Source organism: Pseudoalteromonas sp. R86517 (assembly GCF_042466295.1).
Lineage (GTDB): Bacteria > Pseudomonadota > Gammaproteobacteria > Enterobacterales > Alteromonadaceae > Pseudoalteromonas > Pseudoalteromonas atlantica.
The window spans coordinates 77,340-92,152 of record NZ_JAXHCB010000001.1; the positions used below are offsets into that span (position 1 = coordinate 77,340).

12 protein-coding genes are annotated in these 14,813 nt (G+C 41.7%); 11 read left to right on the top strand and 1 reads right to left on the bottom strand.

Annotated features, from left to right (window positions below; genetic code table 11):
* Nucleotides 1-12: 12 nt before the first annotated feature.
* From accC to SJY38_RS00400, 11 genes are all read left to right on the top strand, one after another.
* The gene (gene accC / locus SJY38_RS00350) at nucleotides 13-1,353 is read left to right on the top strand and encodes an acetyl-CoA carboxylase biotin carboxylase subunit (protein WP_024031477.1); all 1,341 of its coding nucleotides are present in this window, start codon (nucleotides 13-15) and stop codon (nucleotides 1,351-1,353) included.
* A 124-nt stretch (nucleotides 1,354-1,477) separates the two neighbouring features.
* Nucleotides 1,478-1,954: a tRNA (adenosine(37)-N6)-threonylcarbamoyltransferase complex ATPase subunit type 1 TsaE gene (tsaE, locus tag SJY38_RS00355; protein WP_286742535.1), complete on the top strand. Its 477-nt coding sequence runs from the start codon at nucleotides 1,478-1,480 to the stop codon at nucleotides 1,952-1,954.
* 170 nt (nucleotides 1,955-2,124) lie between these two features.
* Nucleotides 2,125-3,468: an N-acetylmuramoyl-L-alanine amidase gene (locus SJY38_RS00360; protein WP_031289362.1), complete on the top strand. Its 1,344-nt coding sequence runs from the start codon at nucleotides 2,125-2,127 to the stop codon at nucleotides 3,466-3,468.
* Nucleotides 3,469-3,502: 34 nt separating this feature from the next.
* Nucleotides 3,503-5,365 carry a DNA mismatch repair endonuclease MutL gene (mutL, locus tag SJY38_RS00365; protein ID WP_288421870.1) on the top strand — a complete coding sequence of 621 codons (1,863 nt, stop codon included), beginning with the start codon at nucleotides 3,503-3,505 and terminating at the stop codon, nucleotides 5,363-5,365.
* 10 nt (nucleotides 5,366-5,375) lie between these two features.
* The gene (miaA, locus tag SJY38_RS00370; RefSeq protein WP_095206706.1) at nucleotides 5,376-6,293 is read left to right on the top strand and encodes a tRNA (adenosine(37)-N6)-dimethylallyltransferase MiaA; all 918 of its coding nucleotides are present in this window, start codon (nucleotides 5,376-5,378) and stop codon (nucleotides 6,291-6,293) included.
* Between the two features lie 77 nt (nucleotides 6,294-6,370).
* Nucleotides 6,371-6,634, top strand: a complete 264-nt coding sequence (gene hfq / locus SJY38_RS00375) for an RNA chaperone Hfq (RefSeq protein ID WP_004587665.1) — start codon at nucleotides 6,371-6,373, stop codon at nucleotides 6,632-6,634.
* Between the two features lie 15 nt (nucleotides 6,635-6,649).
* Entirely contained in the window at nucleotides 6,650-7,939 is a 1,290-nt protein-coding gene (hflX, locus tag SJY38_RS00380) for a ribosome rescue GTPase HflX (RefSeq protein ID WP_024031472.1), read from the top strand.
* A gap of 100 nt (nucleotides 7,940-8,039) precedes the next feature.
* Nucleotides 8,040-9,212 (top strand): FtsH protease activity modulator HflK, encoded by a 1,173-nt coding sequence (gene hflK / locus SJY38_RS00385; protein WP_004587663.1) that lies wholly within the window; start codon nucleotides 8,040-8,042, stop codon nucleotides 9,210-9,212.
* 5 nt (nucleotides 9,213-9,217) lie between these two features.
* Nucleotides 9,218-10,096 (top strand): protease modulator HflC, encoded by an 879-nt coding sequence (hflC, locus tag SJY38_RS00390; RefSeq protein WP_004587662.1) that lies wholly within the window; start codon nucleotides 9,218-9,220, stop codon nucleotides 10,094-10,096.
* Nucleotides 10,097-10,312: 216 nt separating this feature from the next.
* Nucleotides 10,313-11,626 (top strand): adenylosuccinate synthase, encoded by a 1,314-nt coding sequence (locus SJY38_RS00395; protein ID WP_286745397.1) that lies wholly within the window; start codon nucleotides 10,313-10,315, stop codon nucleotides 11,624-11,626.
* A 111-nt stretch (nucleotides 11,627-11,737) separates the two neighbouring features.
* Nucleotides 11,738-12,376, top strand: a complete 639-nt coding sequence (locus tag SJY38_RS00400) for a tetratricopeptide repeat protein (RefSeq protein ID WP_248443967.1) — start codon at nucleotides 11,738-11,740, stop codon at nucleotides 12,374-12,376.
* A gap of 81 nt (nucleotides 12,377-12,457) precedes the next feature.
* Here SJY38_RS00400 and SJY38_RS00405 read toward each other — a convergent pair whose 3' ends face one another.
* On the bottom strand, nucleotides 12,458-14,308 hold the full coding sequence (locus SJY38_RS00405) for a sodium:proton antiporter (protein WP_096740241.1): 1,851 nt from the start codon (nucleotides 14,306-14,308) through the stop codon (nucleotides 12,458-12,460).
* Between the last annotated feature and the right edge of the window lie 505 nt (nucleotides 14,309-14,813).

The following is a 14,813-nucleotide window of genomic DNA, read 5'->3' on the forward strand; positions in this document are numbered from 1 at the left end:
AGGCCAACTCTTATGTTAGATAAAGTAGTCATTGCAAACCGAGGTGAAATAGCACTTCGCGTATTGCGCGCCTGCAAAGAGCTTGGGATCAAAACGGTTGCTGTGCATTCAACGGCGGATCGCGATCTTAAGCACGTATTACTTGCAGATGAAACCATTTGTATCGGTAGACCTCCAGCCACTGAAAGTTACTTAGATATTCCGCGCATTATTGCGGCTGCTGAAGTAACAGACGCTGTAGCGATTCACCCAGGATATGGTTTTCTTTCAGAAAATGCAGATTTTGCTGACCAAGTTGAGCAAAGTGGCTTTGTATTTATTGGTCCAAAAGGCGACACTATTCGTCTTATGGGCGATAAAGTATCGGCAATCAATGCAATGCGTAAAGCCGGTGTACCATGTGTACCAGGTTCTGACGGTCCGGTATCGGATGACAAAGAACGCAACATGCAAATTGCAAAGCGCATTGGTTACCCGGTAATTATTAAAGCCGCTGGTGGCGGTGGTGGCCGTGGTATGCGTGTAGTACGTAGCGAAGCTGAATTAATTGATTCAATCGCACTTACTCAACAAGAAGCGAAACAGTTTTTTGGTAATAGCATGGTTTACATGGAAAAATTCCTTGAAAACCCTCGCCATATTGAAATTCAGGTACTTGCTGATGGACAAGGTAATGCTGTTCATTTAGGTGAGCGTGACTGTTCTATGCAACGTCGTCACCAAAAAGTAGTTGAAGAAGCGCCTGCTCCAGGTATAACGGCAGAAGTGCGTAAATTTATTGGTGAGCGCTGTACACGTGCATGTATCGAAATTGGTTACCGTGGTGCGGGTACGTTTGAGTTTTTATACGAAAACGGCGAATTTTACTTCATCGAAATGAACACCCGTATTCAAGTTGAGCACCCAGTGACTGAAATGGTGAGCGGTGTTGATTTAATTAAAGAGCAGCTAAAAATTGCTGCTGGGCAACCGCTATCTTTCACGCAAGATGACGTGGTTATCCGCGGCCATGCAATTGAATGTCGTATTAACGCAGAAGACCCAGAAACGTTTATCCCGTCGCCGGGTAAAATTACACGTTTCCACCCTGCAGGTGGTTTAGGTATTCGTTGGGATAGCCATATTTATGCTGACTATACAGTACCCCCACATTACGATTCGATGATTGGTAAGCTTATTACTTACGGTGAAAACCGTGATGTGGCTATTGCCCGCGCTCGTAATGCGTTGAACGAATTAGTTATTGATGGCATCAAAACAAACACGCCATTACATAAGAAAATTCTTGCAGACGAAAACTTCCAAAGTGGTGGTACAAATATCCACTACCTTGAGAAAAAACTAGGGCTATAAAGCCCCAGTTAATTAAAACCGGCTTAGGCCGGTTTTTTTATGCCTAAAACGCCAATTTATCGCCTTCAAGAAATATTCTGGTATGATTAGCAAAGATGCGCTTTTAGTAAATTTTGAGGTAACAATGACGCGTAGTTTTGAAGCTCCCCTAAATGATGAAATAGCCACAGTAGCAATGGGTAACAAAGTGGCTGCTATTATAGAGCAAGGTGCAGTAATTTATTTACACGGTGATTTAGGTGCAGGTAAAACAACATTTACGCGTGGTGTAGTGCAAGGCTTTGGCCACACTGGTAAGGTAAAAAGCCCAACCTATACGCTGGTAGAGCCATACGAACTGACACGTGCTAATGTATATCATTTTGACCTATACCGGTTAGGCGATCCTGAAGAGCTTGAGTACATGGGTATAAGAGATTACTTTTCTGAGCAGGCTATTTGTATTGTTGAGTGGCCAGAAAAAGGGGGAGAATTTATACCAGTTCCCGATTTAGACATTACCTTAAGTTACGTTGGCGATGAGCGCAAAATTGTTATGAATAGTGCCAGCGAGCGCGGAATAGCAATTGTCGAAAAACTAACTAACCTAAACCCGAGTTAATATACTTACTAACACATTGAAATATAAAAGCATCAAAGTTACCTTTTTAGTTGGCGTACAAAATAGCAGCTTAAGGTAGATTTACTATCCAACGTTTAGGTTAATAAGCTAATAGCGGGTCAAGGCGCCCGCTCTCATAATAATAAATAGTTAAGGCAATGGTAGTTATAATGAATCGAGGTGTAGTTAAACTTTTTATTTGTTTCATAGTTTTCGCTGTGAGCTTACCGTTGTGGGCAAAAAATACCATAAATAGTGTACGCGTATGGCCCTCGCCAGATAGCACGCGGGTGGTATTTGATTTAGATGATAAGCCCGATTTCAGCTATTTTATGCTTAAAAACCCGAGTCGCTTAGTGGTCGACCTTGAAAACACCAAAGGGTTAAAAGTATTACCGAGTATTCCTTCTAAGCACAAAATTGTAAGCAAGCTACGCTATTCAAAGCCTAAAAATAAACAAAGTGTACGTTTTGTATTTGAGCTAACAGCGCCTATTAAGCCGGTTATTTTTGCGCTGGCACCTACTGGCCCGTACAAAAACAGGCTGGTTGTGGATTTATATAATAAAAGTGAACCCGCAGTAAGCACTACACCTGCCCAAAAAGCAGCTAAAAAGCGCCAGTTAAGCCAAGAGCGAGACATTGTTATTGCAATTGATGCGGGCCATGGCGGAGAAGACCCTGGTTCTATTGGCCCCTCTGGTACGTATGAAAAAACCATTACCCTGCAAATAGCTAAACGTTTAGAGCGTATGATTGACGGCGAACGTGGCATGATTTCGCGCATGGTAAGAAGTGGCGACTACTTTGTTAAGCTTAATACCCGTACCAACCGAGCACGCCAGAAAAAAGCCGACTTTTTAGTGTCAATTCATGCTGATGCATTTACCAGCCCTGGGCCAAATGGTGCTTCGGTGTGGGTGTTATCGCTTGGTCGCGCTAATTCTGAGATTGGTAAATGGATAGAAGATAAAGAAAAACACTCAGAGCTTTTAGGTGGTGCAGCCGATGTAATTAAAGATGCTGCTAACGAAAAATACCTCGCGCAAGCGCTACTTGATATGTCGATGGACCACTCAATGAAAACAGGGCTTAGTGTGGCCGAAGAAGTAGTAAAAGAGTTAAAAAAGGTCGCTAAATTACATAAAAAAGATCCACAACATGCAAGTCTTGCCGTATTAAAGTCGCCAGATATCCCTTCCATTTTGGTTGAGACAGGTTTTATTTCAAACCCCCGTGAAGAGCGCATGTTAAAAAGCGCTAATCATCAGGAACGCTTAGCTAAAGCGATGTTTACGTCTATAAAAAATTATTACTTAAAAAACCCACCTGATGATTCGTTATTTGCAAAGCTTAAATCGCAGTACCCAACTAAACATAAAGTTCGCCCAGGTGAATCGCTAAGCCTATTAGCGAGTCGGTATGGCGTATCGGTAGCCAAATTAAAGCAAGTTAATCAACTACGCTCAAACACCTTGTTTATAGGTCAAGAGCTGGACATACCGCAGAGTTGATGTTTATTAAACCTGTACACGTATTAGGGGCCTCATGAGTATTGAAATATTACCTGCACGATTAGCTAACCAAATAGCGGCAGGTGAAGTGGTTGAACGCCCGGCTTCAGTAGTTAAAGAATTAGTAGAAAATAGCTTAGATGCGGGCGCAACGCGTGTGCAAATAGACATAGAGCGTGGCGGTCACAAGCTTATTCGTATTCGTGATAATGGCTCAGGTATTGGCAAAAATGAGCTCACTTTAGCGCTTTCACGCCATGCAACAAGTAAACTTAAATCACTCGATGATTTAGAAAACATTTGTTCTTTAGGCTTTAGAGGGGAAGCGCTTGCATCTATTAGTTCGGTATCGCGTTTAACGCTTAGCTCAAAGCCCAAAGCACAAGATGCCGCGTGGCAAGCGTTTGCACAGGGGCGCGATATGGACGTGCAAGTAAAGCCGGTAGCCCACCCAGATGGCACAACGATAGAAGTTAAAGATTTATTTTTTAACACCCCAGCAAGGCGCAAGTTTTTACGCACCGAAAAAACCGAATTTAGCCACATTGATGAGCTTATAAAGCGTATTGCACTGAGTCGTTTTGATGTGTCGATTACACTGACGCATAACCAAAAGGTGGTTAGGCAGTACCGTGCTAAAACCGATCCAAATCAAGCGATTACTCGGGTTGCGCAAGTTGCAGGTAAAGCCTTTGCTGAGCAAGGATTGCATATTCAATCTGGTGAAAGTGGTTTACAGCTACATGGTTGGGTATTGCCAGTGGGATCAGCTAATACCACGCAATATACATATGTAAATAATCGCATGATGCGCGATAAGCTAATTTTACATGCTATTCGTCAGGCGTTTGAAGAGGTAAGTGGAGCGCAAGAACTCCCAGGTTTTGTTATTTATATTGATATTGACCCAAGGCAAGTGGATGTAAATGTTCATCCTGCAAAGCACGAGGTGCGTTTTCATCAAGGCCGGTTAGTGCACGACTTTATATTACAGGCGATTAAGCAAGTAGTTGTGCCTCTACAAGGCGAATTTGCAACTAATCAAGCGGCCATAGACGATTACCAATCCTCAGCGTTTATTGAGCAACCAAATCATGCGGCTAATAGCCAGCCAGTTCAGCAGGTGTATGATTACCCTAAGTCACAGTTGCAGCCAATAGATTCACAAAACGGTGGTTTTACTAGTCGTGCCTCCTCTAGTCGCGCAGGGTCAGGTGGTGGCGCTACGGGGTATGCTTCACCGTCTCAAAAACATGGTGCAAATCATCACGATGTAAATGCATTTTATCAAGGGGTGAGTGAGCAACAAGCCGCTCATTTTGAGCATAGTGTATCAGCGCAGCCCGATACTGATGAAAGCGCTGCACACGCATTAAAAAGTGTGCAGGTATTAAATGTAAATAAAGGTGTGTGTGTATTTACTCAGCAGCAGCAGCTATTTTGCTCACACTATAAGCATACACTTGTTGATTACTGGCATGCACAAATAAAAGAGCTGGGTAATTTAGAGGGGAAAGCCTTGCTACTACCCGTAAGGGTTAACCTTGAAAAAGCTGACTGCGAACTAATAGCTCAGCAGCAATCGTGGTTTACCTTATTAGGCTTTGAGCTAGTTATTGAAAAACAGTTTGTGATGGTTAAAAAGCTACCCACGTGTTTATATTTACTTGAAGTATCAGCTGCGGTTGAAAGCTTGCTTGGCGCATGTAAAACACAGCTCAACGAGTTACAAGCGTGGCTTACATGGCAGCTTGGTTGTGTACCAGAACGCTTTTATGAAAGTAATGCATTTATTGAATTACAAATTAGCTTACAAAATAATCCGCAAACAATTGAACGTTTAAAAGAAAAAGCAGTTAAAATAGACCTAGAACACTATTTAACGCAATTAAATTAAGGTACCCGTGTTGAGCAATTTACCGGTCATATTTTTAATGGGCCCAACCGCAGCTGGTAAAACGGCGTTGGCAATTTCACTGTGTGAGCACTTAAATACAGAAATAATCAGCGTTGATTCAGCGTTAGTGTATAAAGGTATGGACATAGGTACGGCAAAGCCCGATGCAGAAGAGCTTGCTCGTGCTCCGCATCATTTAATTGATTTACTCGATCCGAGCGAAACCTATTCGGTCGCCGATTTTAGGCGTGATGCGATAAAAAAAATTGATGAATTCCATCAACAAGGTAAAGTACCAATATTAGTGGGCGGCACCATGATGTACTTTAAATCTTTAATTGATGGATTATCGCCACTGCCAGAAGCCTGCCCAGTCGTTAGAGCAGAGCTTGAAGCGCAAGCAAAAAAATTTGGCTGGCCACATTTACATCAAGAGCTGGCTAAAGTAGACCCGCAAGCGGCCGACAAAATAAGTGAAAATGATTCACAAAGAATAAATCGAGCTTTGGAAGTTTACCGTATTAGTGGTAAAACAATGACTGAATTGCAAAAGCAAAAGCAGCCAACGTTACCTTATACTTTTCATCAATTTGCGATTGCGCCTGATGATCGCAGTGAATTACATCAGCGAATTGAAAAAAGGTTTAAAATAATGATAGAACAGGGGTTTGAAAAAGAAGTTTCGACCCTATATCTACGTAAGGATTTACACCCCAACATGCCTTCTATTCGTTGTGTAGGTTATAGACAAATGTGGGATTATCTTGCGGGTGAAGTAGACCATGATGAGATGGTTTTTCGCGGCATTGCTGCAACGCGTCAACTGGCAAAACGTCAGCTAACGTGGTTACGGAGTTGGCCTGATGTTACTTGGTTAACAACAGACGATGAAGAAAACTTGCAACGCGTAGTAAGTTCGCTAAGCTAGTAGTAGTTGCGAATTATTTAATTAAATAAGTTCAGCTACTTAAATTATAATAACACCTAGAACGAAGGAACAATAACATGGCAAAAGGCCAATCGTTACAAGACCCATTTTTGAATGCACTACGTCGTGAGCGCATTCCAGTATCAATCTTTTTGGTAAATGGCATAAAATTACAAGGTAAAATTCAGTCATTTGACCAATTTGTTATTTTACTTGAAAACACTGTAAACCAAATGGTGTATAAACACGCAATTTCAACAGTTGTACCTGCTCGTGCAGTCAACTTCCAAGGTGTTCAAGGGAGCGATGACACTGAAGAGCAAGAACCAGGAAATATTTAATTAGGAGCGTAATGCTTGTTTGACCGCTATGAATCCGGCGAACAGGCAGTCTTAGTTCATATCGACTTACCTAAAGATGGCGATCGTGAAGATCTTCATGAATTAGAGTTGTTGGTATCTTCTGCTGGTGTTAGTAGTTTGGCGGTTGTGCAAGGCAGCCGCCAAGCACCACATCCGAAACTATTCGTCGGTACCGGTAAAGCAGAAGAAATAGCTGAGATTGTCAAAATCCACAATGCAGATGTTGTCATCTTTAATCATCAATTAAGTCCGTCTCAAGAACGTAATTTAGAGCGCGTTTGCCAATGTCGTGTACTTGATAGAACAACACTTATTCTTGATATTTTTGCCCAAAGAGCCCGTACCCACGAAGGTAAGCTACAAGTAGAGCTTGCTCAGCTTAGGCATATGTCTACTCGATTAATCCGAGGGTGGACTCACCTTGAGCGCCAAAAAGGGGGAATAGGTTTACGAGGCCCAGGCGAAACACAGCTTGAAACCGATAGACGTTTATTGCGCGCGCGCATTAAAAATATTCGTGCCCGATTAGCCAAAGTTGCTGTACAACGTGAACAGGGTAGACGTGCGCGTACGCGTAACGAAATTCCTACCGTGTCGCTTGTAGGGTATACCAATGCGGGTAAATCAACCCTGTTTAACCGTATAACAGACTCAGATGTATACGCAGCGGATCAGCTTTTTGCCACGCTTGACCCAACACTACGTAAACTTGATATAGGTGATGTTGGTTCGGTTATTTTGGCCGATACAGTGGGATTTATTCGCCACTTACCGCATGACTTAGTGGCAGCCTTTAAAGCAACACTAACAGAAACGCGTGAAGCCGACCTACAGTTACATGTAATTGATGTGGCAGACCCGCGCAGACGCGAAAACATAGAGGAAGTACAGTCGGTTTTAAAAGAGATTGAAGCTGATGAAGTACCGCAATTATTAGTTTATAACAAAATTGATGCGCTTGATGATGTAAGCCCACGAATTGATCGGGATGACCAAGGACAGCCTATAAGAGTATGGTTATCTGCACAAACCGGCGAAGGGTGTGAGCTACTTAGCGAAGCAATAAGTGACCTGCTTGCTAAGAAAATGCTTAGTGGTACGTTATTACTTGCCCCTCAATATGGCCGGTTAAGAGCGTCTTTGTTTAGCTTAAGTGCAGTCCATGAAGAGCGCTTTGATGAACATGGTAACTGGTTGTTGGATGTACGTTTACCTATGGTTGAATGGAACCGATTAATTAAAGAGTTTGGTCCTGAAATTGAGGGTTTTATCAATCGCGATTAAAAATTGGCATATAAATGTCGGTTTTTGTATGAGAAACGCGGTAGATTTGATAGATTTAACACAATTTCCTAATTTATTTAGATAACAATGGAGTATAGCTATGGCCTGGAATGAACCGGGTAATAATGGCAATGACAAAGATCCGTGGAACAATAAAGGCGGACGTGATCAAGGCCCACCTGATTTAGACGAGGTGTTCCGTAAGTTTAGCAACAAGTTAGGCGGCATATTTGGCGGTAAAAAATCCGGCAATAATAGTGGCGGTGGACTTGGCGGAGCCGGTATTTCATTTATCCTCATTATCGCCGCAATTGTGTGGGCGTTAAGTGGTATTTATACGGTTAAAGAAGCCGAACGTGGTGTGGTACTGCAATTTGGTAAGTATGACCGTATTGCAGAGCCAGGCTTACGTTGGAAAATGACCTTTATTGAAACGGTTATTCCAGTAGATATTGAAGCTGTGCGTTCATTATCTGCATCAGGGTTTATGCTAACGGAAGATGAAAACGTAGTAAGCGTTGAGTTTGAAGTGCAATACCGTGTTATTGACCCGTACCTTTACAAGTTTAGCGTAACTAATGCTGATAACAGCTTAGAAGAAGCGCTTGATAGCGCGTTACGTTACGTTGTTGGCCATGCAAAAATGGACCAAGTACTGACTAATGGCCGTGAAGTTGTTCGTCAAAATACGTGGGATGAGCTTAATAAAATCATCGAACCGTATAACTTAGGTTTAATTGTGACCGATGTGAACTTTAAAGATTCACGTCCACCAACTGAAGTAAAAGATGCATTTGATGACGCTATTGCCGCACAAGAAGATGAAGAGCGTTTCATCCGTGAAGCAGAAGCGTATGCACGTGAAATTGAACCGCGCGCGCGTGGTCAAGTAACACGTATGACGCAAGAAGCAGAAGGTTATCAAGAACGCATTACACTTGAAGCACAAGGTGAAGTGGCTCGTTTTGAAAAGCTATTACCTGAGTATCAAGCAGCTAAAGAAGTAACGCGCGAACGTTTATACATTGATGCTATGGAAGAGGTGCTTAGCAGCAGTTCTAAAGTCATTGTTGATGTTAAAGGCGGTAACAACATGATGTACTTACCACTTGATAAAATTATGGAAAAGCAAGGCACTGCAACACGTGTAGCTTTACCAAGCTCAAGTGATATTCAAGATTTACGCAATAAAGTAAATACATCACGAAATAGCACTGTGAATAGCGGTAATGACCGTTTTAACAGTGATCGCTTTAACAATAACGGGAGATAAGCATAATGAAAAACTTTAGTTTAGTCATACTATTAGCTGCCATTGTTATGTCTTTCTCTGCGGTATTTGTAGTACCTGAAGGGCAAAAAGCGATTGTGTTGCTATTTAGCAAAGTTGAAAAAGACAGTGAAGACAAAGCCGTTGTATACAGCCCAGGCCTTCACTTAAAAGTACCATTTTTTAGCCAAGTACGTCGTATTGATGCACGTATTCAAACGCTAGATGGCACGCCAGACCGCTTTGTAACAAGCGAGAAAAAAGACTTAATTGTTGATTCGTTTGTTAAATGGCGCGTAAACGACTTTAGCGCATTTTACCTTCGTGCTCGTGGTGATAAGCAATACGCTGAAACACTACTAAAGCAAAAAGTTAATAATGGTCTGCGTACTAACTTTGGTACGCGTACTATTCGCGAGATTGTATCGGGTGAGCGTAGTGAGCTAATGGAAGAGGCGTTAGTACAAGCTTCTGAAAGTGCGCGCGAGTTAGGTATTGAAGTACTTGACGTGCGTGTTAAGCAAATTAACTTACCACAAGAAGTGAGTAGCTCTATTTACCAACGTATGCGCGCTGAGCGTACTGCTGTTGCAAAAGAGCACCGCTCGGAAGGTCAAGAAAAAGCAGAAACTATTCGTGCTAATGTTGACCGCCGTGTAACGGTAATGCTTGCTGATGCAGAGCGTAATGCGCGCTCAGTACGTGGTCAAGGTGATGCAGAAGCTGCCGCTATTTATGCTAAAGCATACAACAAAGATCCAGAGTTCTTTGGTTTTGTTCGTTCTTTAGAGGCGTATAAAAAGACCTTTAAAGATAAACAAGATGTTATGGTACTTTCACCAGATAGTGACTTCTTTAAATATATGAAAGGCGCTGCAGCGCAATAAGCGATGCCTTAATCATTTAAAAAGTTATAAAGCCCCGCCTATGCGGGGCTTTTTGTTAAGCATAATTTAAAACTTTAAATTACTGTTATATATGTGGTTATTTAAAAAGTGTGATGGCCTAAAAAATACGCGCAGAAAAAATAAGCTGAACAGGGGTGATCTTTACTTCCGTTTTCTGGTAAAATCTCGTCCTAATTTTCTCGAAGTGAATTTACAATGGGTAAAAACGTTGTTGTATTAGGCACCCAATGGGGTGACGAAGGTAAGGGTAAGGTTGTTGATCTCCTTACAGACAAAGCATCTTTAGTAGTTCGATACCAAGGTGGCCACAATGCGGGTCATACTTTAGTTATTGGCGGTGAAAAGACAGTTCTACACCTTATTCCATCGGGTGTATTACGTGACAATGTTAAATGTGTGATTGGTAATGGTGTGGTTTTATCACCAGAAGCGCTAATGAAAGAAATTGGCATGTTAGAAGAGCGTGGCGTACCTGTACGTGAGCGTCTTTTAATTAGTGAAGCATGTCCGTTAATTCTGCCTTTCCATGTTGCATTAGATGTAGCTCGCGAAACAGCTCGCGGCGACAAACCAATTGGTACAACTGGCCGTGGTATCGGTCCTGCGTACGAAGATAAAGTAGCCCGTCGCGGTTTACGCGTAGGTGACTTATTCAATCCAGAATTATTCGCAGCTAAACTAAAAGAAGTACTTGAATACCATAACTTCACTTTAGTTAACTACTACAAAGTAGATGCTGTTGATTTCCAAAAAACGTTTGATGATGCAATGGCCGTTGCAGACATCTTAAAAGCAATGGTTGTTGATGTAACTGAGCTTTTAGATCAAACACGTTTAGCGGGCGAACACATTTTATTTGAAGGTGCACAAGGTACATTACTTGATATCGATCACGGTACTTACCCTTATGTAACCTCTTCAAACACCACTGCTGGTGGCGTTGCGACTGGTGCTGGTTTTGGTCCATTAAACCTTGATTACGTGTTAGGTATTATTAAAGCGTACACTACACGTGTTGGTTCTGGTCCTTTCCCTACAGAGCTTTACGATGGCCTTGAAAAACAAGACCCAGTGGGTAAGCACTTAGGTGATAAAGGTCATGAGTTTGGCGCGACCACAGGTCGTTTACGCCGTACTGGTTGGTTAGATGCTGTGGCAATGCGCCGCGCAGTTCAAATCAATAGCATCTCTGGTTTTTGTTTAACTAAGTTAGATGTTTTAGATGGTTTAGAAACGCTTAAAATCTGTACTGGTTACCAGCTTGAAGATGGCACAGTGACTAATGTAACGCCATTAGCTGCTGAGGGTTACGAGAAAGTAACACCAGTATATGAAGAGATGCCAGGTTGGTCTGAAAACACAGTTGGTGTAACTAGCCTTGAAGGCTTACCAAAAGCTGCGATTGACTACATCAAGCGTATCGAAGAAATCACAGGTGTACCTGTTGATATTATTTCTACCGGCCCAGATCGTGTAGAAACAATGGTACTTCGCAACCCGTTTGCTTAATCACCATTAGTTTAAAAAAAGCTGCTTTTTGCAGCTTTTTTTATGCCTAAAATTCACCTTGGAACGATCTTTGTATATTATTTGATAAGTTTTATTTTATACGTGGTAAACATGCGCCTATCTACCTGTAACACTTTTCTAGCGTCTTTGCTCACTCCGTTACTTTTATCTATAAGTAGCAATGTGTTAGCTGAAGAAACGCCCGCTGCGGTGCCGCTTTATACCGAACCGGAGCTGATTGCACTAATAAATAAAAATACACATTTGCAGCGTGTAAAGGCAGACGATTGTCAATTAGTACAAGATATAGAGGCAAGGGCCAATAAAATGGCGCTGCCATCTTACCAATTTTTATATGGCGATATGCTGGCATATAACGTGTGTGTTGAACGCAATGTGGAATTAGGTGTGTACTACATGCGTAAAGCAGCTGAACAAGGCTTAGCGGCTGCGTTAGAGCAGCTTGGACGGTATTACGACACGGGTCGCTTAGTGCAGCAAGATAAAGCTATGGCCATTACCTATTTACGAGAGGCCTCAGCGCAAGGGAACTTAAAAGCACAGCTAAGGCTGGTGAAGCTTTTTAATGCAGGCTACGGAAGCCCACGTGACTTTGAAGATGCGTACCGCTGGTTATTCAATGCCATGGTGGCAGATAAAGCAACCCATAAAAAAATTGAGCGTGCGCTTAGCTTACTCGCTCAAAAAATGCCCGATAGTGTTGTTGCCCGCGCGAGATTGCCCATGTAAGTGCCGATAATGCACGCTATTTTTATAAAATAAAAAAGCCCTAATATTTAATTAGGGCTTTTTTGCAATAACGAAAAGAGGTTAGCTCTCTTCTTTAGTTTTTGATTTTGCGGGGTCTTTTAATACCGACATTTTTGGCGGCTGAAGTGCAAAGATACGCTCTCCCTCTTGCGGTGGCTTTTCCATATTACTGGTAAATGGGCGAAGCTTTACTGGCGTATCGTCGTCGTTGTCTTTATCACCTTTTAAAATAAACAACGGGATCGCTTCAGGGTTCATCTCTTGGTATTTTTCCCAATCAAATTCTTCTGAAATACGCGTCGCACTTACTTTACCGCCTTTAGCAATAATACTGCTTAGGCGAGCGTAAGAGCCATCTTCACCAAACAAAATTTGTCTAGATAGGAATGTTGCACTGTCTTTATTCGCTTTAGCATGCGAGGTAGATGAGCGCAGTGAAAATACATTTTTTTCATTCAACAAGTGAGAAAAATATTGTACACCAAGCGCATTATGGTGGCGGTTTGGTGAAAGTGCTAATACCGTTCTTATTGTTGTGAGCGGCAAGTAACGCTCAGCATGCTCTGATTGTGGGTTACCATAATAACAGGCAAGGCCGTCCATACGAGCCATTTTACAGTTCTCCCATGCGGGGTCTGATAGATGAACAGGAATGCTTTGCTCTTGTAAGCCTTTACCTATAGCGCGAGATACATGGTTTGCACCAATAATCAGTATGGTATTTGGAGAAGGTTGGCGCACGCCCAATAGTTTAGCAACAGGAATAGCAGTTAAGCTTTGCAATACCACAGTGATGATAATAACGGTAAATATTAACGGCACCATTTTTTCTGCATCAGCTACGCCAGCTTCCATCATACTTAGCGCAAATACCGAGCCAACAGCAGCTGCAACAATACCTCTAGGGGCTATCCACGATAGCACCAAGCGCGATTTCATTGGCAAGTCAGTACCAAAAGTAGATATGGCAATACACAATGGACGCGCTATAAATAACACCACTGCAAGGAATATAAATACGTCGCTGTCTAACATCATCAAGTCAGAAAGCTGTAGCCGCGCAGCAAGTAAAATAAACAGCGATGATATTAAAATCATCGATAAGTCTTCTTTAAACTCAAGTACAGAATCGATTTCTAAATCATTTTGATTAGCAAGCCAAATACCAAATACGGTAACAGCCAATAATCCCGATTCGTGACTTAAGTGATTAGATACCGAAAAGCTAATAAGCACTAAGGCAAGTATGCCAAATTTATGTAATTCAAACGGTAGCCATTCACGGCGCATAAGCTGTGTGGTGATCCAGCCCGCAACAACACCTATAGAAAGCCCTACGCCGACTGTTTTAACAAGTGCAACAATAGTGTGGCTAAGCACTTCTCCTTGGCCTACCAGCATGACAGCTTCAAATACAAGCACAGCAAAAAGAGCGCCGATTGGGTCAATTACAATGCCTTCCCATCGTAATATACGGTCAATATCTTGTGTTGGGCGCATCGAATTAAGTAAAGGGGCGATTACCGTAGGCCCCGTTACTACTAGTACAGCGCCTAATACTGCAGCCACCCGCCAGTTAAGCTCCAGTAACCAATAGGCACTTAAGCTTATTACCACACAGGTGGTGATCATGCCGATAGAGCACAGGTTACGTACGACCTTACTTATGCCTTTTAACTCTCTAAAGTGCAAAGTAAGGGAGCCTTCAAATAAAATGACAGCCACACTCAGTGACACAACAGGAAATAATAAATCACCCAGTAAAGCATCAGGGTCTAATACACCACTAAACGGCCCTAGCAATAAACCGGTAAGCAATAAGAACAAGATAGCGGGTACTTTAAACGCCCACGCTACCCATTGGGCAAGCACCGAACAAAGTGCGATACCGGCTATATAAATTGCTGACATAAATTAAGAATTCCTTATTTATCACAATGTGAAAAGTATAACTTTTGTTAAATATTAATACAGGGGTATACACGTGAAATGTTTAATTTGCTAATAAAATTTTAGCGCTTAATACAAAAATTGTAGGTTAAACTTATTGATTTATTTATAAAAATTGAATTAAAACTCAAAAATAAATATAACTCCTTGATTTTAAATGATTAACCGCTTTGAAGTGAGGCGTAGCTCTACATTAGAGTGATTTTTAGCCTTGATCTTACCCCTTGAAATGTCGTATTATATTTAGAGTTCAAACAATTAGTCATCTAAATATAATTTTGCAAAATAACGGTATGTATTAATACTAGCGTCATATTTGCCCTGTAATAATAGATTTGTAAGCTATTTTTACCATTAATTAGTAGCTATTGTATTATTGAATATCTTGGTATGGTTTTTTCAAACAAGTTTATTTAAGCAATTAAGTAAATAAATGTTTGAGTTGAACTATTACTTTCAATGTTTA